21 protein-coding genes are annotated in these 25,623 nt (G+C 63.0%); 18 read left to right on the top strand and 3 right to left on the bottom strand.

The genetic code is table 11. The features are described from left to right. The first annotated feature begins 2 nt into the window (after positions 1-2). Together RI103_RS17115 and RI103_RS17110 are read left to right on the top strand one after the other, a co-directional pair. Entirely contained in the window at positions 3-1,484 is a 1,482-nt protein-coding gene (locus RI103_RS17115; RefSeq protein ID WP_310813094.1) for a D-aminoacylase, read from the top strand. Positions 1,485-1,578: 94 nt separating this feature from the next. Beyond that, positions 1,579-1,965: a RidA family protein gene (locus RI103_RS17110; protein ID WP_064265547.1), complete on the top strand. Its 387-nt coding sequence runs from the start codon at positions 1,579-1,581 to the stop codon at positions 1,963-1,965. A 69-nt stretch (positions 1,966-2,034) separates the two neighbouring features. Here RI103_RS17110 and queF read toward each other — a convergent pair whose 3' ends face one another. The 3 genes from queF to ilvA are packed head-to-tail and all read right to left on the bottom strand — an operon-like array spanning position 2,035 to position 5,303. Continuing rightward, the gene (gene queF / locus RI103_RS17105; RefSeq protein WP_310813093.1) at positions 2,035-2,859 is read right to left on the bottom strand and encodes an NADPH-dependent 7-cyano-7-deazaguanine reductase QueF; all 825 of its coding nucleotides are present in this window, start codon (positions 2,857-2,859) and stop codon (positions 2,035-2,037) included. Next, complete coding sequence (locus RI103_RS17100; RefSeq protein WP_310813092.1) at positions 2,856-3,758, bottom strand: 5'-nucleotidase; 903 nt, start codon at positions 3,756-3,758, stop codon at positions 2,856-2,858. Before RI103_RS17100 ends, queF begins: the two co-directional genes overlap by 4 nt. Before the next feature lie 21 nt (positions 3,759-3,779). Next, the gene (gene ilvA, locus RI103_RS17095; RefSeq protein WP_310813091.1) at positions 3,780-5,303 is read right to left on the bottom strand and encodes a threonine ammonia-lyase, biosynthetic; all 1,524 of its coding nucleotides are present in this window, start codon (positions 5,301-5,303) and stop codon (positions 3,780-3,782) included. Positions 5,304-5,807: 504 nt separating this feature from the next. On the opposite strand from ilvA, the gene RI103_RS17090 reads away from it, so the two are divergent. From RI103_RS17090 to RI103_RS17015, 16 genes are all read left to right on the top strand, one after another. Further along, complete coding sequence (locus tag RI103_RS17090) at positions 5,808-9,902, top strand: FAD/FMN-binding oxidoreductase (protein WP_310813090.1); 4,095 nt, start codon at positions 5,808-5,810, stop codon at positions 9,900-9,902. A 34-nt stretch (positions 9,903-9,936) separates the two neighbouring features. Beyond that, on the top strand, positions 9,937-10,365 hold the full coding sequence (locus RI103_RS17085; RefSeq protein ID WP_310813089.1) for an HIT family protein: 429 nt from the start codon (positions 9,937-9,939) through the stop codon (positions 10,363-10,365). Between the two features lie 79 nt (positions 10,366-10,444). Next, positions 10,445-10,858, top strand: coding sequence for a DUF971 domain-containing protein (locus tag RI103_RS17080; protein ID WP_310813088.1), 414 nt, complete (start codon positions 10,445-10,447; stop codon positions 10,856-10,858). Between the two features lie 67 nt (positions 10,859-10,925). Next, positions 10,926-11,657 carry a bifunctional demethylmenaquinone methyltransferase/2-methoxy-6-polyprenyl-1,4-benzoquinol methylase UbiE gene (gene ubiE / locus RI103_RS17075; RefSeq protein WP_310813087.1) on the top strand — a complete coding sequence of 244 codons (732 nt, stop codon included), beginning with the start codon at positions 10,926-10,928 and terminating at the stop codon, positions 11,655-11,657. 38 nt (positions 11,658-11,695) lie between these two features. Further along, the gene (locus RI103_RS17070; protein ID WP_310813086.1) at positions 11,696-12,688 is read left to right on the top strand and encodes a TIM44-like domain-containing protein; all 993 of its coding nucleotides are present in this window, start codon (positions 11,696-11,698) and stop codon (positions 12,686-12,688) included. Positions 12,689-12,841: 153 nt separating this feature from the next. Then, positions 12,842-13,486 carry an SCP2 sterol-binding domain-containing protein gene (locus RI103_RS17065; protein ID WP_310813085.1) on the top strand — a complete coding sequence of 215 codons (645 nt, stop codon included), beginning with the start codon at positions 12,842-12,844 and terminating at the stop codon, positions 13,484-13,486. A gap of 15 nt (positions 13,487-13,501) precedes the next feature. Further along, positions 13,502-15,079: a ubiquinone biosynthesis regulatory protein kinase UbiB gene (ubiB, locus tag RI103_RS17060; RefSeq protein ID WP_310813084.1), complete on the top strand. Its 1,578-nt coding sequence runs from the start codon at positions 13,502-13,504 to the stop codon at positions 15,077-15,079. A 23-nt stretch (positions 15,080-15,102) separates the two neighbouring features. Next, the gene (locus RI103_RS17055) at positions 15,103-15,726 is read left to right on the top strand and encodes a methyltransferase domain-containing protein (protein ID WP_310813083.1); all 624 of its coding nucleotides are present in this window, start codon (positions 15,103-15,105) and stop codon (positions 15,724-15,726) included. Positions 15,727-15,908: 182 nt separating this feature from the next. Next, complete coding sequence (locus RI103_RS17050; protein ID WP_310813082.1) at positions 15,909-16,310, top strand: FmdB family zinc ribbon protein; 402 nt, start codon at positions 15,909-15,911, stop codon at positions 16,308-16,310. A 75-nt stretch (positions 16,311-16,385) separates the two neighbouring features. Further along, on the top strand, positions 16,386-17,039 hold the full coding sequence (locus RI103_RS17045) for a DUF502 domain-containing protein (protein ID WP_012431717.1): 654 nt from the start codon (positions 16,386-16,388) through the stop codon (positions 17,037-17,039). Positions 17,040-17,115: 76 nt separating this feature from the next. Then, positions 17,116-18,915 carry an aspartate--tRNA ligase gene (gene aspS, locus RI103_RS17040; protein WP_310813081.1) on the top strand — a complete coding sequence of 600 codons (1,800 nt, stop codon included), beginning with the start codon at positions 17,116-17,118 and terminating at the stop codon, positions 18,913-18,915. A 171-nt stretch (positions 18,916-19,086) separates the two neighbouring features. Continuing rightward, positions 19,087-19,590, top strand: coding sequence for a dihydroneopterin triphosphate diphosphatase (nudB, locus tag RI103_RS17035; protein WP_310815266.1), 504 nt, complete (start codon positions 19,087-19,089; stop codon positions 19,588-19,590). Continuing rightward, positions 19,587-20,846, top strand: a complete 1,260-nt coding sequence (clsB, locus tag RI103_RS17030; protein WP_310813080.1) for a cardiolipin synthase ClsB — start codon at positions 19,587-19,589, stop codon at positions 20,844-20,846. Before nudB ends, clsB begins: the two co-directional genes overlap by 4 nt. A 288-nt stretch (positions 20,847-21,134) precedes the next feature. Then, positions 21,135-22,703 (top strand): tetratricopeptide repeat protein, encoded by a 1,569-nt coding sequence (locus tag RI103_RS17025; RefSeq protein ID WP_310813079.1) that lies wholly within the window; start codon positions 21,135-21,137, stop codon positions 22,701-22,703. A gap of 422 nt (positions 22,704-23,125) precedes the next feature. After that, complete coding sequence (locus tag RI103_RS17020) at positions 23,126-23,725, top strand: TetR/AcrR family transcriptional regulator (protein WP_310813078.1); 600 nt, start codon at positions 23,126-23,128, stop codon at positions 23,723-23,725. 98 nt (positions 23,726-23,823) lie between these two features. Further along, the gene (locus RI103_RS17015) at positions 23,824-25,611 is read left to right on the top strand and encodes an acyl-CoA dehydrogenase C-terminal domain-containing protein (RefSeq protein WP_310813077.1); all 1,788 of its coding nucleotides are present in this window, start codon (positions 23,824-23,826) and stop codon (positions 25,609-25,611) included. Positions 25,612-25,623: the final 12 nt, after the last annotated feature.

Raw genomic sequence — 25,623 nt, 5'->3', positions numbered from 1 at the left:
CCATGCATTCGCATCCCGAAGCCGCCGATACGCTGATCGTCGGCGCGCAACTGTATGACGGCACGGGCGCGCCGCCTGTCGAACGCGACGTCGCGGTTCGCGACGGCCGCATCGTCGCGATCGGCAATCTGTCGAACTGGCTTGCCGAAGAAGTGATCGAGGCCGAGGGCCGCGCGCTGGCGCCGGGCTTCATCGACGTTCACACGCACGACGACACGCACGTGATCCGCTCGCCGCAAATGCTGCCGAAGATCACGCAAGGCGTGACGACGGTGATCGTCGGCAATTGCGGCATCAGCGCGTCGCCGGTTGCGCTGAAGGGCGATCCGCCCGATCCGATGAACCTGCTCGGCGAGCGCGACGCGTTCCAGTATCCGACTTTCGCCGCATATGTCGAAGCGGTCAACGCGGCGCGGCCGGCGGTGAATGTCGGCGCGCTGATCGGGCATACGGCGCTGCGCAGCAACCAGATGGACCGGCTCGACCGCGCGGCAACGCCACAGGAAATCGACGGCATGCGCGCTCAACTCGAAGAAGCGTTGGCCAACGGTGCGCTGGGTCTGAGTTCTGGCCTCGCATATGGCTCGGCGTTCTCGGCGCCGACCGAAGAAGTGATGGCCTTGGCCGAACCGCTCGCCGCGGCTGGCGCGTTGTACACCACGCACATGCGCACCGAATTCGACGCGATTCTCGATGCGATGGACGAAGCCTATCGCGTGGGCCGTCACGCCCATGTGCCGGTGGTGATTTCGCATCTGAAGTGCGCGGGTCCGTCGAACTGGGGACGCAGTGAGGAAGTGCTGAACTCGCTGGAAGGCGCGCGCCGCCTGCAGCCGATCGGTTGCGATTGCTATCCATACAACCGCAGTTCGTCGACGCTCGATCTAAAGCAGGTGACGGGCGACATCGACATCACGATTACGTGGTCGGAGCCGCATCCGGAGATGGCGGGCAAGCTCGTGAAAGAGATCGCGGCGGAGTGGGGCGTCACGCAGCAGGAAGCGGGCAAGCGCCTGCAACCGGCGGGCGCGGTGTATCACAACATGTCCGAAGACGACGTGCGGCGCATTCTCTCGCATCCCGCGACGATGGTCGGCTCGGACGGCTTGCCGAACGATCCGCTGCCGCATCCGCGCTTGTGGGGCGCGTTTCCGCGCGTGCTCGGCCACTACGCGCGCGACGCGGGTTTGCTGCCGCTCGAAGAGGCGGTGCGCAAGATGACCAGCCTGTCAGCGCGGCGCTTCGGTCTGACGCAGCGCGGTGAGGTGCACATCGGCTATCACGCCGACCTGGTGCTGTTCGACCCGGCCAAGGTGCGCGACGCGGCGACGTTCGAGAACCCGCAGCAGGCCGCCGACGGTATCGACGCGGTGTGGGTGAACGGCGTGCTGACGTATCGCAATGGCGAAGTGACGGGCGAGCGCGCCGGACACTTCGTGGCGCGCGGCGCGGCGTCGAAGGGTGACGCGCACGGCGCGTTCTGATTGTTTGTTCGATCGACTGATTAATTGACTGATTGATTGCGGCGCGCGCGGCGATTCTGCTGAGCGCGTGCCGGACTTTTTAAGGAGCGTGATGATGAAGCGATATGGTGTTGAAGGCGGGAAGGGAACGGGCGGTCAGCATATGCCGTTTGCGCGCGCAGTCGAAGCGGACGGCTGGCTGTTCGTGTCCGGACAGACGCCGATGGAAAACGGCGAGGTGATCAATGGCGGCATCGTCGAGCAATCTCACAAGGCGATTCAGAACGTATTCGCGATTCTGAAGGAAGCCGGCTATGGTGCGGAGCATGTGGTCCGCTGCGGCGTGTGGCTGGATGATCCGCGCGACTTCGCGTCGTTCAACAAGGTGTTCCGCGAGTATTTCGGCGAGAACCCGCCGGCGCGGGCGTGTGTCGTTTCTTCGATGGTGATTGATTGCCGGGTTGAAGTGGATTGCGTGGCTTATAAGAAGCCCGCTGCCTGACCCGGGAGATTGAACTGGTTTCGTTCGCCGCGGATTCGCATCAACTCGCCGCGGCGAACAACCGGCTCTTTACTGCCGCGCCAACCGCATATTATCCGGCATCGGCAAGTTGTAATTTGTGCGGAACGGGTTGATATCCAACCCGCCGCGCCGCGTGTAGCGCGCATACACCGCGAGCTTGACCGGCTTGCACGCCTTCAGCACGTCGATAAAAATCCGCTCGACACACTGCTCGTGAAAACCGGTGTGATTCCGGTACGAGATGATGTAGCGCAGCAAGCCTGCGTGATCGATCTGCGGGCCCACGTAATGAATCTGCACGCTGCCCCAATCGGGCTGACCCGTCACCGGGCAATTCGATTTCAGCAAGTTGGAGAACAGCGTTTCTTCGACCGGGGCTTCATCGAGCGCCGCTTTCAGCAAGGACGCGTCCGGCTGATAAATGTCGGTATCGAGATCCAGCCGATCCAGCGACAAACCCTCGAATTCTTCCATCTGCAATTTGCCGAACTCATACGGCGCGGCCAGATGAACGGACACGCTCGCGCCGCACGACGCGGCCACATCGCGCTTGATCGTGTCGTGCACCGCGTCCATCGACTCGAACGCGGTCTGCGCGAATGAGCCGAGATAAAGCTTGAACGACTTCGACTCGACGATATTCGGCGAGTCCGCCGGCACGAAGAAAGTCGCCACCGCGATCTGCGGCTTGCCGCGCGCATTCAGCCACGACAACTCATACGCATTCCAGATGTCCGTGCCGAAGAACGGCAACTGCGCGCCGATGCCGATCGCCTCGCGCGCATTCTTGCGCGCAATCGGAAACAGCAACGAGGCGTCATATTGTTCGGTGTAAGCGGAGGGCTTACCCAGCGGTGATTGTTCGGGTGTCATGATGCGTTCACGATGCCACTTAGCACGTGCCCCGTCGCCGTCACGACGCGGGCCGATTCGCAGTGGCCAATTTGGTCGTCGAAGAAAAAGTCCGGCTCGAACTCGCGCAGAAATGCGCTCTTGTCGAGGCCGCCGAGGAACATCGCTTCGTCGATTTCGATGTTCCATGCCATCAGGGTGCGGATCGCGCGCTCATGCGCGGGTGCCGAGCGCGCCGTCACCAATGCCGTACGGATATGCATGGGCGCGGCTTCGTCCGCGAGTTTTTGCAACCGGTGCAACGCTTCGAGCAGCGGCTTCAAGGGACCATCCGCGAGCGGCAGATCCTTGTTGTGAATTTCATGGCCGACAAAGGCGCGCAAGCCGTCTTTCTGGAACACGCGCTCGGCTTCGTCGGAAAACAGCACGGCGTCGCCGTCGAAGGCGATGCGGATTTCGTCCGGATACTTGCTCGCCATTTTCGCCGATTCGGGCAGCACGCGCGCGGCGGGAAATCCGGCGGCCAGCGCATCGCGCACGTCCTGCTGATTGGCGGACAGAAACAGCGACGCGTTCAACGGCTTCAGATAGCCGAACGGCGCACGCCCGCGCGTGAACACGCCGCGCTCGATGGCGAGCCCATGTTCCCGGCACGAATGGAACGCGCGTAGTCCGCTGATCGGATCGCTGCGCGACAGAATCACCACTTCGACGCGATGGCCGCCGGCGTTCAAGGCCAGCAGCTTGCGGATGAGCGGAAACGCCACGCCCGGTTTGGCGGGCACGGTCAGGCGGTCGCGCTGCAACGCTTGATAGGCTTGCAGGTCGCCTTCCTCGTAGACGCGGTTCTCTTCCTCGAAGTCGAACAGCGCGCGCGACGAGATTGCCACCACCAGTTTGTCGACAAGCGTAAGAGCCATCTGCGTGTTCAGTCCTAAAGGTCAGGCGAGGAATAAGCGATACACCGGGTTCTGCGTCTCTTCCCAGTTTGGATAGCCGAGCGTGGCGAGAAAACGGTCGAACACCTCGTTCTCGCTTTCGGGCACCTGGATGCCGACCAGAATCGAACTATAGTCCGCGCCCTGGTTGCGATAGTGGAACAGGCTGATATTCCAGTTCGGCGCCATCGACGAAAGGAATTTCATCAGCGCGCCCGGCCGCTCCGGAAACTCGAAACGGAACAGACGTTCGTCGTGCGCCAGAGGCGAGCGCCCGCCGACCATATAGCGGATGTGCTGCTTGGAGAGTTCGTCGAATGTCAGATCGACCGTGGCGAAGCCGTGCGCTTCGAACGCGCCCGCGATCTGCGCCGACTCGCTGCGATTCCTGATCTGCACGCCCACGAAGATATGGGCGGAGTTCGCATCGGCAATGCGGTAGTTGAATTCGGTGACGCTGCGTGTGCCCACCAGTTCGCAAAAGCGCCGGAAACTGCCGCGCTCTTCGGGGATCGTCACGGCGAACACCGCTTCGCGCGCTTCGCCGACTTCGGCGCGCTCGGCGACGAAACGCATGCGGTCGAAGTTCATGTTCGCGCCCGACGTGATCGCGATCAGCGTCTGGTTCTCGATGCCTTCGCGCTCCGCATACTGTTTCGCGCCCGCCACCGCGAGCGAGCCGGCGGGTTCCAGCACGCTGCGCGTGTCCTGGAACACGTCCTTGATCGCGGCGCATAGCGCGTCGGTATTCACGAGCAGCACGTCGTCGAGATATTCGCTGCACAGGCGGAAGGTTTCTTCGCCCACCAGCTTTACCGCCGTGCCGTCCGAGAAGAGACCCACTTCGTTCAGCGTGACCCGCTCGCCGGCTTTCAGCGACGCGGCCATCGCGCACGAATCATCGGTCTGCACGCCGATCACCTTGATCTCCGGGCGCACGGATTTCACATACGCGGCCACGCCTGCCGCGAGTCCACCGCCGCCGATCGGCACGAAGATCGCGTGAATCGGGCCCTGATGCTGGCTGAGAATCTCCATCGCCACCGTGCCCTGGCCGGCGATTACATAGGGATCGTCGAACGGATGCACGAAGGTCAGGCCGCGCTCTTCCTGGAGCTTCACCGCGTGTGCATACGCGTCGCTATACGACTCGCCGAACTGCACCACTTCGACGGTCGGCCCGCCGTGCGCGCGCACCGCATCGACCTTCACCTGCGGCGTGGTGACCGGCACCACGATGATCGCCTTCACACCCATGCGCGCCGCGGACAAAGCCACGCCCTGCGCGTGATTGCCCGCCGACGCCGTAATCACCCCACGTTCCAGCGCTTCAGGAGGAATATGCGCCATCTTGTTGTACGCGCCGCGCACCTTGAACGAGAACACCGGCTGGTTGTCCTCGCGCTTCAGGTAGACCGGGTTGCGCAGACGCGCCGACAGATTCGGCGCGCGTTCGAGTTCGGTCTCGCGGGCCACGTCGTAGACGCGCGCGGTCAGGGTTTTCTTCAGGTAGTCGTGGGAGGCCATGCGGGTGGCGCGGAGCGCTTGGTGAGACGGGAAAGGGTCAATGATAGCGCGTACGGTGTACGCTCAGGCCGTCGGCTGATGCACTGCAGCCGCGCCGTATGGCACCGCCCGACCGTTCGGTTGGTCAATCAGGCATGTGGGCGCCGCCTTACGATTCGTCATGAAAGTGCCCAAATTCCCGCCGCTGTTCCGATTTCAGCCGTCAACGCGTGGTGGGATCATGCGGTAGAATTCCATTTTGGAATAAGGATCGGAAGATGCACTGGCAGCCTCGGATCGCCCACTTGATGCCCGTCCCGCGTGAGTCTTGCCCCGCGGCGGAGCGTCTCGTCCGCCACGCACGATCGTGTAGCTATATCTGAGCGCCGCGAAGCGACCGGTGTGGGTTTGGCCGTCGGTCGAGCTTCGCTCCCCTAGAAGATTTCCAGCATTGCGCCCCACGCGCACCGTCAGCCGACGCCTCATCCACGAGCGCGCCGGGTTGACCTACCGAGTCGTCCGAACATGAACGCACCTCAAGTTTTCGATCCGCACGGGGCCCCCGCCGCGGTGGCCGCCGATCCCGAAGCGCGTCTGCGCGAAATTCCCTATAACTACACGTCGTTTTCCGATCGCGAAATCGTCATCCGCCTGCTCGGCGACGAGGCTTGGAGCGTGCTTGCCGAATTGCGCGCGGAACGCCGTACCGGCCGCTCGGCACGGATGCTGTACGAAGTGCTAGGCGACATCTGGGTGGTGCGCCGCAATCCGTACCTGCAGGACGACCTGCTCGACAACCCGAAGCGCCGCGCGATGCTGATCGAAGCATTGCATCACCGTTTGAGCGAGATCGAGAAGCGCCGCCGCGCCGATCTGACCGAACACGGCGATGAAGCGGGCGTGGACCGCGCCGCTCGTGTCGAAACGCTGGTTCAGGCCGCGCGCCGCGCCGTCGACGAATTCGCGAGCGAATTCCAGAAGACATACGATCTGCGCAAGCGTGCGACCAAGGTGCTGGGCAAGGTCACGGAAAAAGACAACATCAAGTTCGACGGTCTGTCGCGCGTCTCGCACGTGACCGACGCAACCGACTGGCGCGTCGAGTACCCGTTCGTCGTGCTCACGCCGGATACCGAAGCCGAAATCGCCGGCATGATCAAGGCGTGTTTCGAACTCGGTCTGACCGTGATTCCGCGCGGAGGCGGCACGGGCTATACGGGCGGCGCGGTGCCGCTCACGCCGTTCTCGGCCGTCATCAACACTGAAAAGCTCGAACAGCTCGGCGCGGTCGAAATGACCGAACTGCCGGGCGTCGACCGCAAAGTCGCGACGATTTTTTCCGGCGCGGGCGTAGTCACGCGCCGCGTGACCGAAGCGGCCGAGCAGGCCGGCTTCGTGTTCGCCGTCGATCCGACCTCGCTGGATGCGTCCTGCGTGGGCGGCAACGTCGCGATGAATGCAGGCGGCAAGAAGGCAGTGTTGTGGGGCACGGCGCTCGACAATCTCGCCTGGTGGCGCATGGTCGACCCGGAAGGGAACTGGCTCGAAGTCACGCGCCTCGAGCACAACATGGGCAAGATTCACGACATCGAAGTCGCGCGTTTCGAGCTCAAATGGTTCGACGGCAACTACGCGCCGGGCGAAAAGCTGCTGCGCACGGAAGCGCTCGACATCAAGGGCCGCGTGTTCCGTAAGGAAGGCCTCGGCAAGGACGTCACGGATAAATTCCTCGCCGGTCTGCCGGGCGTGCAGAAAGAAGGCTGCGACGGACTGATTACGTCCGCGCGCTGGGTGCTGCACAAGATGCCGGCGCACACGCGCACCGTCTGCCTCGAATTCTTCGGCCAGGCGCGCGACGCGATTCCGAGCATCGTCGAAATCAAGGATTACCTGTTCGAGACGTCGAAGCAGGGCGGCGCGATTCTCGCCGGCCTCGAGCATCTGGACGAGCGCTATCTGCGCGCGGTCGGCTACGCGACCAAGAGCAAGCGCAACGCGTTTCCGAAGATGGTGCTGATCGGCGACATCGTTGGCGACGACGCGGACGCGGTCGCGCAAGCCACCTCGGAAGTCGTGCGCATGGCCAACGGCAAGAGCGGCGAAGGCTTCGTCGCGGTGAACGCCGAGGCGCGCAAGCGCTTCTGGCTGGACCGCAGCCGCACGGCGGCGATCGCGAAACACACCAACGCCTTCAAGATCAACGAAGACGTGGTGATCCCGCTCGACCGCATGGGCGAGTACACGGATGGCATCGAGCGCATCAACATCGAGCTGTCGATTAAAAACAAGCTGCAACTGGTCGACGCGCTCGAAGCGTTCTTCAAGGCCGGCAAGCTGCCGCTCGGCAAAAGCGACGACGCCAACGAAATTCCGAGCGCCGAGCTGCTCGAAGATCGCGTGCAGCAGGCGCTCGATCTGCTCAAGCGTGTGCGCACGCGCTGGGAATTCCTGCGCGACAAGCTCGATCTGTCCTTGCGTGAAGCGCAGCACTATCTGGTCGGTCTGGGCTACGAAGCGCTGGCGGAGAAGTTCGCCGACCGCGCGGACGCGCAGCCCGACGCGACCGTGTTCCATGTCACGCAGGACCGTACGATCCGCGTGTCGTGGAAGCAGGAGATCCGCGCGGAGTTGCGGCAGATCTTCAACGGCGGCGAGTTCAAGCCGATCCTCGACGAAGCCCAGGCGATCCACAAGCAGGTCCTGCGCGGCCGCGTGTTCGTCGCGCTGCACATGCACGCGGGCGACGGCAATGTCCACACGAACCTGCCGGTCAACTCCGACAACTACGAGATGCTGCAGGACGCTCACACGGCGGTCGCGCGCATCATGAAGCTGGCGCGTTCGCTGGACGGCGTGATTTCCGGCGAGCACGGCATCGGCATCACCAAGCTCGAATTCCTGACCGAAGACGAGATCAGCGAATTCCGCCAGTACAAGCAGCGCGTCGATCCGCATGGCCGCTTCAACGCGGGCAAGCTGCTCGAAGGCGCCGACCTGCGCAACGCTTACACGCCGTCTTTCGGCCTGATGGGTTATGAATCGCTGATCATGCAGCAGTCCGACATCGGCGCGATTTCCGAGTCGATCAAGGACTGCTTGCGCTGCGGCAAGTGCAAGCCGGTCTGCGCGACCCACGTGCCGCGCGCGAACCTGCTGTACAGCCCACGCAACAAGATCCTCGCCACCTCGCTGCTGGTCGAGGCGTTCCTGTACGAAGAGCAGACTCGCCGCGGCGTGTCGATCAAGCACTGGGACGAGTTCAACGACGTCGCGGATCACTGCACCGTCTGTCACAAATGCGTGACACCGTGCCCGGTGAAGATCGACTTCGGCGACGTCACCATGAACATGCGCAACCTGCTGCGCAAGATGGGCAAGAAGAAGTTCAACGCGGGCAACGCGGCCGGCATGTTCTTCCTCAACGCGACCAACCCGCAGACCATCAACCTCGCGCGCACCGCGATGATGGGGATCGGCTACAAGGCCCAGCGCCTCGGCAACGAAGTGCTGAAGAAGTTCGCGAAGAAGCAGACGGCGCACCCGCCGGCAACGGTCGGCAAGCCGCCGGTCACGCAGCAGGTGATCCACTTCATGAACAAGAAGATGCCGGGCAACTTGCCGAAGAAGACCGCGCGCGCGTTGCTCGACATCGAGGACAACAAGATCGTCCCGATCATCCGCAATCCGAAGACGACCACCGCCGACACGGAAGCGGTCTTCTACTTCCCGGGCTGCGGCTCGGAGCGGTTGTTCTCGCAGGTCGGTCTCGCCACCCAGGCCATGCTGTGGGAAGCGGGCGTACAGACCGTACTGCCGCCGGGCTATCTGTGCTGCGGCTATCCGCAACGCGGTTCGGGCCAGTACGACAAGGCCGAGCAGATCGTCACGGACAACCGCGTGCTGTTCCACCGCGTCGCCAATACGCTGAACTACCTCGATATCAAGACGGTGGTGGTGTCGTGCGGCACGTGCTACGACCAGCTCGCCGGTTATGAATTCGAGAAGATCTTCCCGGGCTGCCGGATCATCGACATCCATGAGTTTCTGCTGGAGAAAGGCATGAAGCTCGACGGCGTGAACGGCGTGCGCTACATGTACCACGACCCGTGCCACACGCCGATCAAGACGATGGACCCGGTTAAGCTTGTCAATCAGTTGATGGGCTCGGAGAAGGATGGCTACAAGATCGAGAAGAACGATCGCTGCTGTGGCGAATCCGGCACGCTTGCGGTGACGCGTCCTGACATTTCGACACAGGTCCGCTTCCGCAAGGAAGAAGAGATCCGCAAGGGCGCGGCGAAGCTGCGCGGCATTCCGCTCGTCGCCGAAGCGGGCGCGAACGGGATCAATCCGGCCAATGCCTCGGCTGGCTCGGCGGGTGCGCCGAACGGCTCCGTGCTCAAGGCCGGCGACGGCCCGCAGCCGGTGGGCGCCACCGACGTGAAGATCCTCACGAGCTGCCCGTCCTGCCTGCAAGGTCTGTCGCGCTACAACGAAGATGCGGGCATCGAGGCGGACTACATCGTCGTCGAGATGGCACGTCACGTGCTCGGTGAAGACTGGATGGTCGACTACGTGCAGCGTGCGAACAATGGCGGAATCGAGCGCGTGCTGGTTTAATGGCACGACTGACGATTTTTGCCTGAGGACGACGATGGAATGCGTTTTTTGCCGTGAAGATGGCGGCGATGTGCTGTGGCACGACGACACCTTGCGTGTCGTCCTCGCCGATGAACACGATTACCCGGGCTTCTGCCGGGTCATCTGGAACAAGCATGTGGCCGAGTTTTCCGACCTCGACGGAAACGACCGCGATCGCGTGATGAAGGCCGTGTACGCGGTCGAGCGCGCGATCCGGCGCATCCTGCAACCGGTCAAAGTGAACCTGGCGAGCCTCGGCAACCAGGTGCCGCACGTGCACTGGCACGTGATTCCGCGTTTTTCGAACGACGCTCATTTTCCGTTGCCCATCTGGGCGCCGCGCCAGCGCACGGTGTCCGAAGCCATGCTGTCGTCGCGCCGCGCGCAAGCCACCTTGCTGCGCGAAGCGGTGCGGCAGGAAATCGAACAGGCGCTGGGTTGAGCGCCTTCACACCTGTCGCGTCGCGTGAGCCGTGCGAGGAAGCAGGGAAACTTGAGACGGCGTTTTCTATGAGGTCAATATGAGTGGTCTGACTCCCGATACTCCGGTGCCGACCGGTGTGGTCGTGCATTCCAAATCGCGTGTGCTCGAATTGCAGTACGCAAACGGCGAATCGTATCGCCTGCCGTTCGAACTGCTGCGCGTGTATTCGCCGTCGGCGGAAGTGATGGGCCACGGGCCCGGCCAGGAAACGTTGCAGACCGGCAAGCGCGAAGTAACGATCACGCTGATCGAGGGCGTCGGCAACTATGCGTTGCAGCCGACTTTCTCGGATGGACACGCCACCGGCATCTATTCGTGGGACCTGCTGTACGACATGGCCGTGCGCCAGGATGAACTCTGGCGCGACTATCTCGCCAAACTTCAGGCGGCCGGCGTCGACCGCGATACGCCAATGGTTCAAGCCGGCGCTGCGCACGGACATTGTCACTGATACGATTCGCCCCGAACGCCGCACTGATGCGGCGCAACATTTCAGAATACGCGAAAGGACGAGCGCGATGAGCAAAACCCACTTCGGCTTTCAATCGGTCGACGAACAGGAAAAGGCGCAGAAGGTGGCGGGCGTGTTCCACTCGGTTGCCGCCAACTACGACTTGATGAACGACCTGATGTCGGGCGGGTTGCACCGGGCGTGGAAGATGTTCACGATCGCCCAGGCCAACGTGCGGCCGGGTTACAAGGTGCTCGACATCGCGGGCGGCACGGGCGATCTGTCGAAGGCGTTCGCGAAGCAGGCAGGCGAGAGCGGCGAAGTGTGGCATACCGACATCAATGAATCGATGCTGCGCGTGGGCCGCGACCGGCTGCTGGACAAAGGTGTGATCACCCCGGCGCTGCTCTGCGACGCCGAGAAAATCCCTTTTCCGGACAACTACTTCGACGTGGTGACGGTGGCGTTCGGCCTGCGCAACATGACGCACAAGGATATCGCGCTGGCGGAAATGCGGCGGGTGCTGAAGCCGGCAGGGCGTCTCCTCGTGCTGGAATTTTCGAAGGTGTGGGATCCGCTCAAGAAGGTCTACGACGTCTATTCTTTTAAGGTGTTGCCGTGGTTGGGTGAACGCTTCGCGAAAGATGCCGAGAGCTACCAATACCTCGCGGAATCGATCCGGATGCATCCGGACCAGGAAACTTTAAAAACAATGATGGAACAAGCGGGCCTGGACGGCGTCAAATATTACAATTTGTCAGCTGGCGTGGTAGCTTTACATGTGGGGACCAAATACTAGGGTTCCTAACCCATCGATTTTTAAAGGAAAGTACCAAAATGTCCGATTCAGGTGTGTTATCTCCCCGTAAGATTGGGCGGTCGCTGGTGAGAAGAATCGGACTGATCGCGATGGTCGGTCTGATCATGGCCGGCTCCCTCGCTTCGCTCGATGCGGAAGCTCGCCGCATGGGCGGTGGCCGTAGCATCGGCCGTCAGTCGAATAGCGTGACGCAGCAATCTGCGCCGTCGCAACCTTCCCAAGGCAATCAGGCCATGCAGCAGCGCGCGCAGCCGGCACCGGCGCCTGCGCCGACTCCCGCCGCGCAGCCTAACCGTTCGCGCTGGCTGGGGCCGATCGCCGGTCTGGCAGCCGGTCTCGGCATCGCCGCGTTGCTGTCGCACTTTGGCCTCGGCGGCGCGTTCGCCGGCGCCATGGCCAATATCATCGTGATTGCGATCATCGCGATGATCGGCATCTGGCTGATCCGCCGCTTCATGGGCCGCAAGCGCGACCCGGCGCAGCCGGCGTACGCGGGCAGTTCACCGTCGCTCAACTCGGGCGGCACGGGCTATTCGCAGGAACCGCGTTATAGCGCACCGCCCACCGGCTCGTATCTCGAACCGCAAGGCAACCCGCTGAACACGCCCACCATCAACGCCGCGCCTGTGGTGCCGGCCGGCTTCGACTCGGAAGCGTTCCTGCGCAATGCCAAGGTCTACTTCGTGCGTCTGCAAGCCGCATGGGACGTCGGCAATATGGACGACATCCGCGAGTTCACCACGCCGGAAATGTTCGCTGAGGTGAGGGTCGACCTCTCTTCGCGCGGCGCGGAAACGAATCAGACGGACGTGGTGCAACTGAACGCCGAACTGCTCGGCGTGGAAGAGCGCGCGAACGAATACTTCGCCAGCGTCCGCTTCTCGGGCCTGATTCGCGAAGCACCGGGCGCGGCGGCGGAGCCGTTCGTCGAAGTCTGGAACCTGTCCAAGGCGAATCGCCCCGGCGAAGGCTGGCTGCTGGCCGGCATCCAGCAGGTGGCGCAGCACTGAGACAACAGCGCGACAGGGCCACGTCAGGGCTGCGCGTCCTGACCTGGCAACGCGCGTTGGCCGTTCGGCATAGCAGGCCGCGAAGCGAACGGACGTTACAATAGGAACCCGCGCGGGCACCTCGCTCGCGCGGGTTTTTTCTTGCCACTTTCAATGACCCTCGCCGCCAAGCCCTTCGCTGCTGCTGTCAATCATCTGCTCGCCCGCGAATCGTGGGCTCGTGAGCGACTCGCCCCCTATGCGGGCAAGACCGCCAGACTGTCCTGCCCGCCGGTCGTGCTGATGCTGCTGGTGCAACCGGACGGCTATCTGAGTACCGTCGCCGCCACCGAGGCGCAACAGTTCGACGTGACCATCTCGGTGCCGTCCGACGCGTTGCCGGCCTTCGTCCAAGGCGGCCAGGCGGCGGTGATGAAGCACGTGAAGATCGAAGGTGACGCCGAGTTCGCCACCGTGATCGCCAGGCTTGCCGAACATCTGCGCTGGGAGCCGGAAGAAGACCTGGCCAAACTCATCGGCGACGGTCCGGCGTGGCGGGTGGCGTCGGTCGTGCGCTCGGTCGGCGAACATGTGCAACGCACCGGTCGCAATCTGCTCGACACCGCTGCCGAGTATCTGCTCGACGAGAATCCGCAACTGGTGCGTCGCGCCGCACTGGAGGACTTCAACGTCGAACTGGCCCGCGCGCGCGACGCACTGGCGCGCGTGGAAAAACGCATCGAGCGTCTTGCACAGAAGGTCGAAGCCCGCGGCGCCAATGCGCCGGGCGGCGCCGCCACGTCGCGCGGCACGCGCTAGTCACCGGGCACAACTATGCGTTTTCTGCGTTTCCTCAAGATTTTTTTCACAGTCATCCGCTTTGGTCTCGATGAGATGATGCTCAGCCGGGTCAACGACCGGCGTGTGCGTCTGCTGCTGCGTATCACCACCATCGGCCGCAAGTTCGACGCGCCGCCGGGCGTGCGTTTGCGTCTGGCGCTGGAAAGTCTCGGGCCGATCTTCGTCAAATTCGGACAGGTGTTGTCCACGCGGCGCGACCTGTTGCCGGTGGATATCGCCAATGAACTGGCGAAGCTCCAGGATCAGGTGCCGCCGTTCGATTCCGCGGTGGCGATCGGGCTGGTCGAGAAGTCGCTTGGCGCGCCGGTCGACGTGCTGTTCGACGACTTCGAGCGGGTGCCGGTGGCGAGCGCCTCGATCGCGCAGGTGCACTTCGCCACGGTCAAGGCGGGGCAACACGCCGGCAAGGCCGTCGCCGTGAAGGTGCTGCGCCCGAACATGCTGCCGGTGATCGACTCCGACCTCGCTTTGCTGCGTGACATCGCTGTGTGGGCCGAGCGCCTGTGGGCCGACGGCAAGCGTCTGAAGCCGCGCGAGGTGGTCGCCGAATTCGACAAATACCTGCACGACGAACTCGACCTGATGCGCGAGGCGGCCAACGGCAGCCAGCTGCGGCGCAACTTCGCCGGGCTCGACCTGCTGCTCGTGCCGGAGATGTACTGGGAGTTTTGCACGCCCACGGTACTGGTCATGGAGCGCATGGTTGGCGTGCCGATCAGCCAGGTGGAGACGCTGCGCGCGGCCGGCGTGGACATTCCGAAGCTGGCACGCGAAGGCGTCGAGATTTTCTTCACACAGGTGTTCCGCGACGGCTTTTTTCACGCCGACATGCACCCAGGCAACATCCAGGTGAGTCTCGATCCGGCGCACTTCGGCCGCTATATCGCGCTCGATTTCGGCATCATCGGCGCGCTGTCGGACTTCGATAAGAACTACCTCGCGCAGAACTTCCTCGCGTTCTTCAAGCGCGACTACCATCGCGTCGCCACGCTGCATCTGGAGTCGGGCTGGGTGCCGCCGACTACCCGCGTCGAAGAACTCGAGAGCGCGATCCGCGCGGTCTGCGAGCCGTACTTCGACCGCGCGCTGAAGGATATTTCGCTCGGCCAGGTCCTGATGCGCCTGTTCTCGACTTCGCGGCGCTTCAACGTCGAGATCCAGCCGCAACTGGTGCTGCTGCAAAAAACCATGCTGAACGTGGAAGGCCTCGGCCGTTCCCTCGACCCGGAACTCGACCTGTGGAAGACGGCCAAGCCCTACCTCGAACGCTGGATGAACGAACAGATCGGCCTGCGCGGCTGGTACGAGCGTCTGAAGATCGAGGCGCCGCAGTGGAGCAAGACGCTGCCACAGTTGCCGCGCCTGATTCATCACGTGCTGGCTGAGCGCCACGACAACAAGCGCGGCGCGAATGACGACATGATTCGCCAGATTCTGCTCGAGCAGAAACGCACCAACCGGTTGTTGCAAAGCTTGCTGCTGTTCGGCGTAGCGGTCGGTGTGGGTGCGGTGCTGGCGCGGGCGTTTCTGGCGCTCGCTTACGGCGGCTGATGGCGACCACTGCGAGGCATCTGATGAGCGACCCGACCCAACCCTCCGTGCCCGAATTCGAGAGCCGCGACCCTAACTCGCCAGAGTTCTGGGACGAGCGTTTCGAGCGCCGCTTCATGCCGTGGGATCAGGCGGGTGTGCCGTCCGCGTTTCAGTCGTTTGCGGCGCGCCATGCCGGCGCCGCCGTGTTGATTCCAGGTTGCGGCAGCGCGTACGAAGCGGTCTGGCTGGCTGGGCAGGGCAATCCGGTCCGGGCGATCGACTTTTCGCCGGCCGCCGTCGCGGCGGCGCATGAGCAGTTGGGCACAGAGCATGCGCATCTGGTCGAGCAGGCGGATTTCTTCACGTATGAACCGCCTTTCACGCCCGACTGGATCTACGAGCGCGCGTTCCTCTGCGCGCTGCCGCTCGCGCGCCGCACGGACTATGCACGAAGGATGGCCGATCTGTTGCCCGGCGGCGCGCTGCTCGCGGGCTTCTTTTTCATCGGCGCGACGCCGAAAGGGCCGCCGTTCGGTATCGAGCGCGCGGAACTCGACGCGCTGCTCAGCCCGTACTTCGAACTGATCGAAGACGAAGCCGTGCACGATTCGATTGCCGTCTTCGCGGGACGTGAGCGCTGGCTAACCTGGCGCCGCCGCGTCTGACAGTGCGGCTGCGGCGCTCCACGGCGGCGCGGGCCGTACTTGATTCGAGCGCGGCCGCCCCCACTTAACCGAACGGCGGCTGCGTCGTGCGCTCGTCCCCGAAATCCGGGGAAGGGGTATGGTTTGCGGCTATAATTCAAGGCTTTGCAAGCGTTTACTAGATTTCAGTAGGGAAAAAGATCATGCCGATCTACGCTTATCGTTGCGAATCATGCGACTTCGGGAAGGACGTGCTCCAGAAGATCAGCGACCCCCAGTTGACGCAATGTCCCGAGTGCGGGAAAGACACGTTTCGCAAGCAGGTCACAGCTGCCGGCTTCCAGTTGAAGGGTTCCGGCTGGTACGTGACCGATTTTCGCGGCGGCAATGGCGGCACGAGCGCGCCTGCCAAGCCTGACGCCAACGGCGCCTCGAATGGCGCCTCCGGCGAGAACGCGGGCGCCAATAATGGCGCCGCGCAATCCGACGCGGCTTCGGCCAGCAGCACGGCCGCAGCCGGTTCATCGAGCGCGGCCGCGAAGCCGTCCGCGCCTGCTGCCGCACCGGCCGCTTCGGCGAGTTCGAGCGGTTCCGGCAGCGCCTAGTGGGACTGCCGCCCTCAGGGGCGGCGCACACGCCGCGCCTTGGGCTTCGGCCCGCGCGGCTTTCTGGCGGTACACATGACGACGAAAAAAACGACGCTCAAATCGGTGTTCCTGACTGGCCTGCTGGTGCTGGTGCCTCTGGCCATCACACTGTGGGTGCTCGGCCTGATCATCGGCACGATGGACCAGACGCTGCTGCTGCTGCCGCGCGCGTGGCAGCCGGAGCGCCTGTTCGGCTTTCGCCTGCCCGGCCTCGGCGCAGTGCTCACGCTCGCCTTCATCTTTGTTGTTGGACTGTTGACGCAGAACTTCATTGGGCAGAAGCTCGTGAAGTGGTGGGAAGTCGTGGTCGCTCACATTCCGGTGGTCGGCCCGATTTACACCAGCGTCAAGCAGGTGTCCGATACCCTGCTGTCGAGCAGCGGCAACGCGTTTCGCAAAGCGCTTCTGATCGAATACCCGCGCCGCGGCTCCTATACGATTGCGTTTCTGACCGGCATTCCGGGCGGCGACGTCATCAACCACCTGAAAGAAGATCACGTCAGCGTGTATGTGCCGACTACGCCGAATCCAACGTCCGGCTTCTTCCTGATGGTGCCCAAGAGCGAAGTGATCGAACTCGACATGACGGTCGACGCTGCGCTCAAGTACATCGTCTCGATGGGCGTCGTGGCGCCGTCCGCGCCGCCGGCGCCGGTGCGCCGCACGACAGTCGAGCCTCCGCTGTAATGCCGGCGCGCTGGTTTTCACGCAGTGTTTCACTGCGGCGCGCCGTTCAACCAATGCAAAACGAAAGACAAACATCATGTCGATGAGATCTGAATACTGCGGTCTGGTGACCGAAGAACTGCTGGGCCAATCCGTCTCGCTGTGCGGCTGGGTGAGCCGCCGCCGCGACCATGGCGGCGTCATCTTCATCGACCTGCGCGATCGCGAAGGCCTCGTCCAGGTCGTCTGCGACCCGGACCGCGCGGAGATGTTCAAGGCTGCCGAAGGCGTGCGCAACGAGTTCTGCCTGCAGATCAAGGGCGTGGTTCGCGGCCGTCCGGAAGGCACCACGAACGCCGCGCTCAAGAGCGGCAAGATCGAAGTGCTGTGCCACGAGCTGATCGTGCTGAACGCGTCGATCACGCCGCCGTTCCAGCTCGACGACGACAACCTGTCGGAAACCACGCGTCTCACGCACCGCGTGCTGGACCTGCGCCGTCCGCAGATGCAGCACAACCTGCGCCTGCGTTACCGCGTCGCGATCGAGGCGCGCAAGTACCTCGACTCGCTGGGATTCATCGACATTGAAACGCCGATGCTGACCAAGAGCACGCCGGAAGGCGCGCGCGACTACCTCGTACCGTCGCGTACGAACCCGGGTCAGTTCTTCGCGCTGCCGCAATCGCCGCAGCTGTTCAAGCAGCTGCTGATGGTGGCGAACTTCGATCGCTACTACCAGATCGTCAAGTGCTTCCGCGACGAAGACCTGCGCGCCGACCGTCAGCCGGAATTCACGCAGATCGACTGCGAAACCTCGTTCCTGTCGGAACAGGAAATCCGCGATCTGTTCGAAGCGATGATCCGTCACGTGTTCAAGGAAACGATCGGCGTCACGCTGGACGAGAAATTCCCGGTCATGCTGTATTCGGAAGCCATGCGCCGCTTCGGTTCGGATAAGCCGGATCTGCGCGTCAAGCTCGAATTCACGGACCTCACGGACGCGGTCCGCGACGTCGACTTCAAGGTGTTCAGCACGCCGGCCAACACGAAAGACGGCCGCGTCGCGGCGATTCGCGTGCCGAAGGGCGGCGAACTCTCGCGTGGCGATATCGACAGCTACACGGAATTCGTGCGTATCTACGGCGCGAAGGGCCTCGCCTGGATCAAGGTCAACGAAGTCGCGAAGGGCCGTGACGGTCTGCAAAGCCCGATCGTCAAGAACCTGCACGACGAAGCGGTCAAGGCGATCATCGAGCGCACCGGCGCGCAAGACGGCGACATCATCTTCTTCGCGGCGGATCGCGCGAAGGTGGTGAACGACAGCCTCGGCGCACTGCGTCTGAAGATCGGTCATTCGGAATTCGGCAAGGCCAACGGTCTCGTCGAGACCGGCTGGAAGCCGCTGTGGGTGGTCGACTTCCCGATGTTCGAATACGACGAGGAAGACAACCGCTACGTCGCCGCGCATCACCCGTTCACGAGCCCGAAAGACGAGCACCTCGAGTATCTGGAGACGGATCCGGCGCGCTGTCTCGCCAAGGCCTACGACATGGTGCTGAACGGCTGGGAAATCGGCGGCGGCTCGGTGCGTATTCACCGTGAAGAAGTGCAGAGCAAGGTGTTCCGCGCGCTGAAGATCAACGCGGAAGAAGCGCAGGCCAAGTTCGGCTTCCTGCTCGACGCGCTGCAATACGGCGCGCCGCCGCACGGCGGTATCGCGTTCGGTCTGGACCGCATCGTCACGATGATGGCCGGCGCCGATTCGATCCGCGATGTGATCGCGTTCCCGAAGACGCAGCGCGCGCAGTGTCTGCTCACGCAGGCGCCGAGCGAAGTGGACGAGCGGCAGTTGCGCGAGTTGCACATCCGTCTGCGTCAGCCGGAACCGAAGGTGTAATGGGACTGAAGCCAGTCAGTGCTGCCTGAAAAACGACAGCAGGAGCAACCGGAAAAGGCGCGTCATGCGCCTTTTTCGTTTTTTGCGTTACAGTCGATGCAAAGCTTTCGAGCGCCCATTGGACCCATCTCCGACATGTACCGCGCAAGCGTTGCGCCCAGTTTTCACGCCATGCCGAAACCGCCGAAGATTCCGCAATCCGTACTCGTCATCATCCATACGCCCGCGCTCGACGTGCTGCTGATCGAGCGCGCCGATCACGCGGGTTTCTGGCAGTCGGTCACGGGCTCCAAGGATAAGCTCGATGAACCGCTCCTCGAGACGGCGGCGCGTGAAGTCGCCGAAGAGACTGGCATCGTGGTGGGCGGCACGCAAGTGCCGCACAGCGCGTTGTTCGACTGGCAATATTCGATCGAATACGAGATCTACCCGGAGTTTCGCTATCGTTATGCCGAAGGCGTGATCCACAACACCGAGCACTGGTTCAGCCTTCAGGTGCCCGAGCAACTCGAGGTCACGCTGGCGCCGCGCGAACACACGGCGTTTCTGTGGCTGCCGTATGACGAAGCAGCGTCGCGCTGCTTTTCGTCGTCGAATGCCGATGCGATCTTGCAGTTGCCTAAACGGCTCAGTGGGCGTGCTGTCGTTGGGCATCCCACGGAGCGTGGCCGGTGAGCGTCGGCGGCGCGCGCCGCTTTGCCCGACTGCGGCAATCGCTGCTCGGCCGCCGCTACTGGCAGCGTTACCGCTTCACCAGCGGGAACGACGTCAAGCTGCTGCGTTCCGGCGATGAGTTCTTCAGCGCGCTGATCGCGCGTATCGATGCGGCGCAGAGCGACGTGGTGCTCGAAACGTATATCTTTTGCCATGACAACGCCGGGAAAGCGGTCAGCGCCGCGCTGTCGCGCGCGGCTGCGCGCGGCGTGAAGGTGCGCGCGATCACCGACGGCATCGGTACCGAGCGTTTGCCGATGTTCAACGAGTGGCCTGCCGCCGGCATCGACCATCGCATCTACAACCCGCATCTGTTCGGCCGCTTCGGCTTTTCGCGCACGCATCGCAAACTGGCGGTGATCGACGATCAGTTCGCGTACTGCGGCGGAATCAATATCGTCGACGACTACGAGAACAACGGCGAGAAACTGCCGTACCGGCGCTGGGATTTCGCGGTCGAATTGCACGGGCCCGTGGTCGCCGATATCCGCCAGGCGTTCGAGGTGCAGTGGCGCCGGATTCGCCTCGGGCATCGGCCGATCGAGTCTTTGGAGCCCGATCTCGGGCCGAACACCACGGCCTCGCTCGGCAGTCTGCGGCGCAGGCGCCGGCGTCGTAACGAGGAATTGTGGGCGGGCGGCCAGCCCTGCGTGGCGTTCGTCGCGCGCGACAACCTGATCAACCGGCGCGCCATTGAGAAGGCGTATCTGGCCGCAATCGGCCAGGCGCGCAACGAAGTGCTGCTCGCCAATCCGTACTTCATGCCGGGGCGCAAACTGCGGCGCGCGCTGGTGTTTGCGGCGCGACGCGGCGTTGTGGTGAAGCTCATTATCGGGCGCAAGGAGTTCAAGGCGCTCGATTACGCGGTGCCGTTTCTGTATCGCGCGCTGCTCAAGGCCGGCGTGCAGATCGCCGAGTACGAGAAAACGCTGCTGCACGGCAAGGTCGCGGTGGTGGACTCGAACTGGGCGACGGTCGGCTCGTCGAACCTCGACGCGCTGAGCCTGATGCTCAACAACGAAGCCAATGTGGTGCTGGTGAACGACCCGTCGATCGACGCGCTGCGCGAAGCGATGCTCGTCGCGTTCAAGGACTCGCGCCGTATCGACGAAGCGCGCTACGACGCCCGGCCGGCCGGTGAGCGCGCGCTCAACTGGCTCGCCTACACGACCTACCGGGCCGTGATGAAGCTGCTGACGGTGGGTGGATACGACTGAACTGAGCCGCGGTAACGCATTTGCGAGCAACGCCTGCCCGGCGCGGCTCAAGCGCAATGCTTGAGCCGCTTTGCTCTGCATCGACGTACGGCAGACCGCGTTTCGGATTGTTCCTAGAGACTGCCTACACCTCGGCAAAGATAATCTGCGCTCGTTATAAATCGAGCGGTCCGGCGCATTGCACGCGCCACTCAAACCGTCTCCTTCCTCAAGCCTCGCTGCCGTTTCGACTGCGCGCTCACGGCAACCGGATCGGCTGCGTAATGGATACCCACCCATTCGCCAACCATGTCCGATTCCCCTTCCTCCCAAGCTGCCGATCATTCAAGTCTTCACGACGAGGCCGTGCAGGCCTATCAGGCTGGTCGCCATGACGTGGTGCGTGCACTCGCCGATCGAATCCTCACCGAGGACGCCGAGCATGTCGGCGCCATCCACTTGCGAGGCCTGCTCGCGCTAGCGTCCGGCCACGCGCAAGACGCGCTGCTCTGGCTCGAACGCGCGATCGAGATTCGGCCGGAGCCGATTCTGTTCAACACGCTTTACGCCATTCGCCTCAAGCTGGGAGACTTCGCCGGCGCCGTGCAGAGTATTCGGCAGGGACTGGCACTTCAGCCCGATTTTGTCGCGTTCCATTACAACCTCGCATTGACTCTGCAGCATCTTGGCAACCTCGAGGGCGCGGCGGTCAGCTATCGGCGAACGCTCGAACTCGAACCGGACCACTCGGCGGCGCACAACAATCTGGGCCGCGTCTACGCGGACCTCGGCGCATTGGAAGAAGCCGAGCATCATTACCGGCGCGCCATCGAACTGGCGCCCGCCAACCTCGTCGCGCGCAACAACCTGGCCATGGCGCTGCTGGCGACTGGCCGTTACGAAGAAGCGTGGCCGTATTTCGAGGACCGCTGGTTCGGCTTCAAGCTCGCCGACGGCACACCGATGCGTGTTCCTTTGGAAGTGCCGCTGCCGCGCTGGATGGGTGAAAGCGCTCCCAACGGTCACGTTACGCAAACAGCGCGCGCGCCGCAGGGGCGTCTGCTGGTCCTTCATGAGCAAGGGCTTGGTGACAGCTTGCAGTTCGTGCGCTATTTGCCAATGGCGCTGAAGCACTTTCGTCAGGTCGGGTATCTGTGTCCGCCACCCTTGCGCCGCCTTTACGCGCAATCGCTATGCTCACGCTGGCCGGGCCTCGTGTTGCTCGACGCGGTCCCGGCCGATCTGTCCAGCTGGGACCAATATGTGCCGCTGATGTCCATGCCGTCGGCGTTCGCGACGCGAGTGGCCACAGTGCCAGCCGCGCTTCCTTACCTTCATGCCGATAGCGGGCTCGCCGCCGCCTGGCGCGCGCGACTCGACGCACTGCCCGATCCCCGTTTGCCGCGCGTCGGCGTGGTCTGGGCCGGTGGTCATTCCGGCTTTCACCTGGACGCTTTGCGCAGCCTGGCAGCCGTGCAATTCGCGCCGCTGCTGGCGCTGCCCCACGTGCGCTGGATCAGTCTGCAAAAAGCCGACGATCCAGCCAAGCTTCCCGACACTGCCACCCGTTCGCTCCTCACGGACTGGACGGACGAAATCACAGACTTCGCCGATACCGCGGCGTTGATCGAGAACCTGGACCTCGTAATTTCCGTCGATACCTCGGTAGCGCATCTTGCCGCGGCGATGGGCAAGCCGGTCTGGCTGCTCAACCGCTTCGCGGGGTGCTGGCGCTGGCTGTATGGCCGGGACGACAGCCCGTGGTATCCCGGATTGCGTCTTTTCACCCAGACGCGGCGCGGAGATTGGAACGACGTGCTGGTGCGGGTTGCCACCGCGCTTACGCAAACTTTCCCGATGCACGACAACGCTTCGTGACGCGGTCTTTTTTCTTCCTACGCACGCCCATCCAAGAGGCCTGAGCGGGCCGGCGCCAAGGCGGCAACGCCATGCCAGGCCTGCGTCTGACGAAACGACCGACGTCGTTCCATCCGGCAGCCCACACCGCCGCGGGCGTCCTCCAATACCCGCGATACGCCAAACGCTTCTGCATTTGCGCCGACTTGCTGCATCATGTCGGCCGGCTGCGTCAATCAGAAGAAAGCGCGCACTTGGGCAGGCAACCCCGTCTCAAGGCAAACGCCTCTAAAAAATCTCATTCCTCTGATTGACGGATGCCGCAGAATTGAAACCAGGTTAGAAACCGGTTTCTAATAAAGTCCTTGTTTCGCGGACGGCGCCACTCAATAATAGTACGGCCGTTCGATTTTCTTTCGGTCACATTAGAACGGTAAAAAGCTATGCGAAAAGGCGAACAGACGCGAGTCGCAATTCTCGATGCAGCACTTGATCTGGCAAGCCGCGACGGACTGGAAGGTCTGACGATTGGGCTGCTGGCTGAGCGCATGCAGATGAGCAAAAGCGGGGTGTTCGCGCATTTCGGGTCGCGCGAGGATTTGCAGGTCGAAGTCGTGCGCGAGTATCACCGTCGTTTCGAAGACGAGGTGTTTTTCCCGAGCTTGCGCGAGCCTCGTGGATTGCCGCGCTTGCGCGCGATGATTTCCCGCTGGATCGAGAAACGCATTCAGGAAGTCACCACCGGCTGCATCTACATCAGCGGCGCCGTCGAATACGACGACCGCGCGGATAACCCGGTGCGTGAGCAACTGGTGTCGAGTGTGACGGTCTGGCGCGCGGCGCTCACGCGCGCGATTTCGCAGGCAATGGAAGAAGGGCATCTGCGTGCCGACACTGATCCGCAACTGATGCTGTTCGAACTGTACAGCTTCACGCTCGGCCTGCATCACGACGCGCGCTTCCTGCACTTGCCGGATGCGGTGCGTCTCACGTGGGCCGCGCTGGAAAAATTGATTGTTTCGTATCAAAGCGAAAGCCGTTAGCCGCGTCACCGCCAATCAAGCGGATTCATCGGCGCAGAAAGTTCCGATCCACGGACTCAGCTAACGGCCTGGCTTCTTGTCAAACTTGGGAGAGAGTCATGGGACAGTACGCCGCGCCGCTGCGCGACATGCAATTCGTGTTGCACGAACTGCTTAACGTCGAAGCCGAAATCAGGCAGATGCCGAAGCACGCGGATCTCGACGCCGACACGATCAATGCGGTGCTCGAGGAAGCCGGCAAGTTCTGCTCCGAAGTACTGTTCCCGCTCAACCACAGCGGCGATCAGGAAGGCTGCACGTACGCCGGCGACGGCGTCGTGACCACGCCGAAGGGCTTCAAGGAAGCCTACAAACAATATGTGGAAGCCGGCTGGCCCGCACTGGGCTGCGATCCGGAATACGGCGGCCAGGGCCTGCCCGCGTTCGTCAACAACGCGCTGTATGAAATGCTGAACTCGGCGAATCAGGCGTGGACCATGTATCCAGGCCTCTCGCACGGCGCGTACGAATGTCTGCACGCGCACGGCACGCCGGAATTGCAGCAGCGCTATCTGCCGAAGCTGGTGGCGGGCGTCTGGACCGGCACGATGTGTCTGACCGAGCCGCACTGCGGCACCGACCTCGGCATTCTGCGCACCAAGGCTGAGCCGAACAGCGACGGCTCGTACGCGATCAGCGGCACGAAGATTTTCATCTCCAGCGGCGAACACGATCTCGCGGAGAACATCGTTCACCTGGTACTCGCGCGTCTGCCGGATGCGCCCAAGGGTACCAAGGGCATTTCGCTTTTCATCGTGCCGAAGTTCGTGCCGAACGAAGCGGGCGAACCGGGCGAGCGCAATGGCGTGAAGTGCGGCTCCATCGAACACAAGATGGGTATTCACGGCAATGCGACATGTGTGATCAATCTCGACAACGCCCGTGGCTGGCTGGTCGGCGAGCCGAACAAGGGCTTGAACGCGATGTTCGTGATGATGAACGCCGCGCGTCTCGGCGTCGGCATGCAGAGCCTGGGCTTGACTGAAATCGGCTACCAGAACTCGCTGACGTACGCGAAAGAGCGTCTGCAGATGCGTTCGCTGAGCGGTCCGAAGGCGCCGGAAAAGGCGGCCGATCCAATCATCGTGCATCCGGACGTGCGCCGCATGCTGCTCACGCAGAAGGCCTACGCCGAAGCCGCGCGCGCTTTCTCGTACTGGTCGGCGCTGCACATCGACAAGGAACTGTCGCACGCTGACGAATCGGTGCGCAAGGAAGCCGCCGACCTCGTCGCGCTGCTCACGCCGATCCTGAAGGCGTTCCTGTCGGACAACGCGTTCGAGAGCACCAACCACGCCATGCAGATCTACGGCGGCCACGGCTTCATCGCCGAGTGGGGCATGGAGCAGTACGTGCGCGACGCGCGTATCAACATGATCTACGAAGGGACCAACGCGATTCAGGCGCTTGATCTGCTCGGCCGCAAGATCCTCGGCGACATGGGCGCGAAGATGAAGAAGTTCGGCAAGCTGGTGTCCGATTTCGTCGAAGCCGAAGGCGTGAAGCCGGAAATGCAGGAGTTCATCAACCCGCTCGCCGACATCGGCGAAAAGGTGCAGAAGCTGACGATGGAAATCGGCATGAAGGCCATGCAGAATCCGGACGAAGTCGGCGCTGCCGCCGTGCCGTATCTGCGCACCGTCGGCCACCTCGTGTTTTCGTACTTCTGGGCGCGCATGGCACGCGTCGCGCTCGATAAGGAAGCCTCGGGCGATCCGTTCTACAAGGCGAAGCTCGCCACAGCTCGCTTCTACTTCGCCAAGCTGCTGCCGGAAACGGCAATGACGATCCGTCAGGCACGCGCCGGTTCGAAGTCCATGATGGACCTCGAAGAAGCGCTGTTCTAAGCCTTACGCAAA

The sequence above is a fragment of the Paraburkholderia sp. FT54 genome (assembly GCF_031585635.1).
GTDB lineage: Bacteria > Pseudomonadota > Gammaproteobacteria > Burkholderiales > Burkholderiaceae > Paraburkholderia.
Note: the sequence above shows the minus strand (reverse complement) of the source record. Positions and strands in the feature narration are given on the sequence as shown.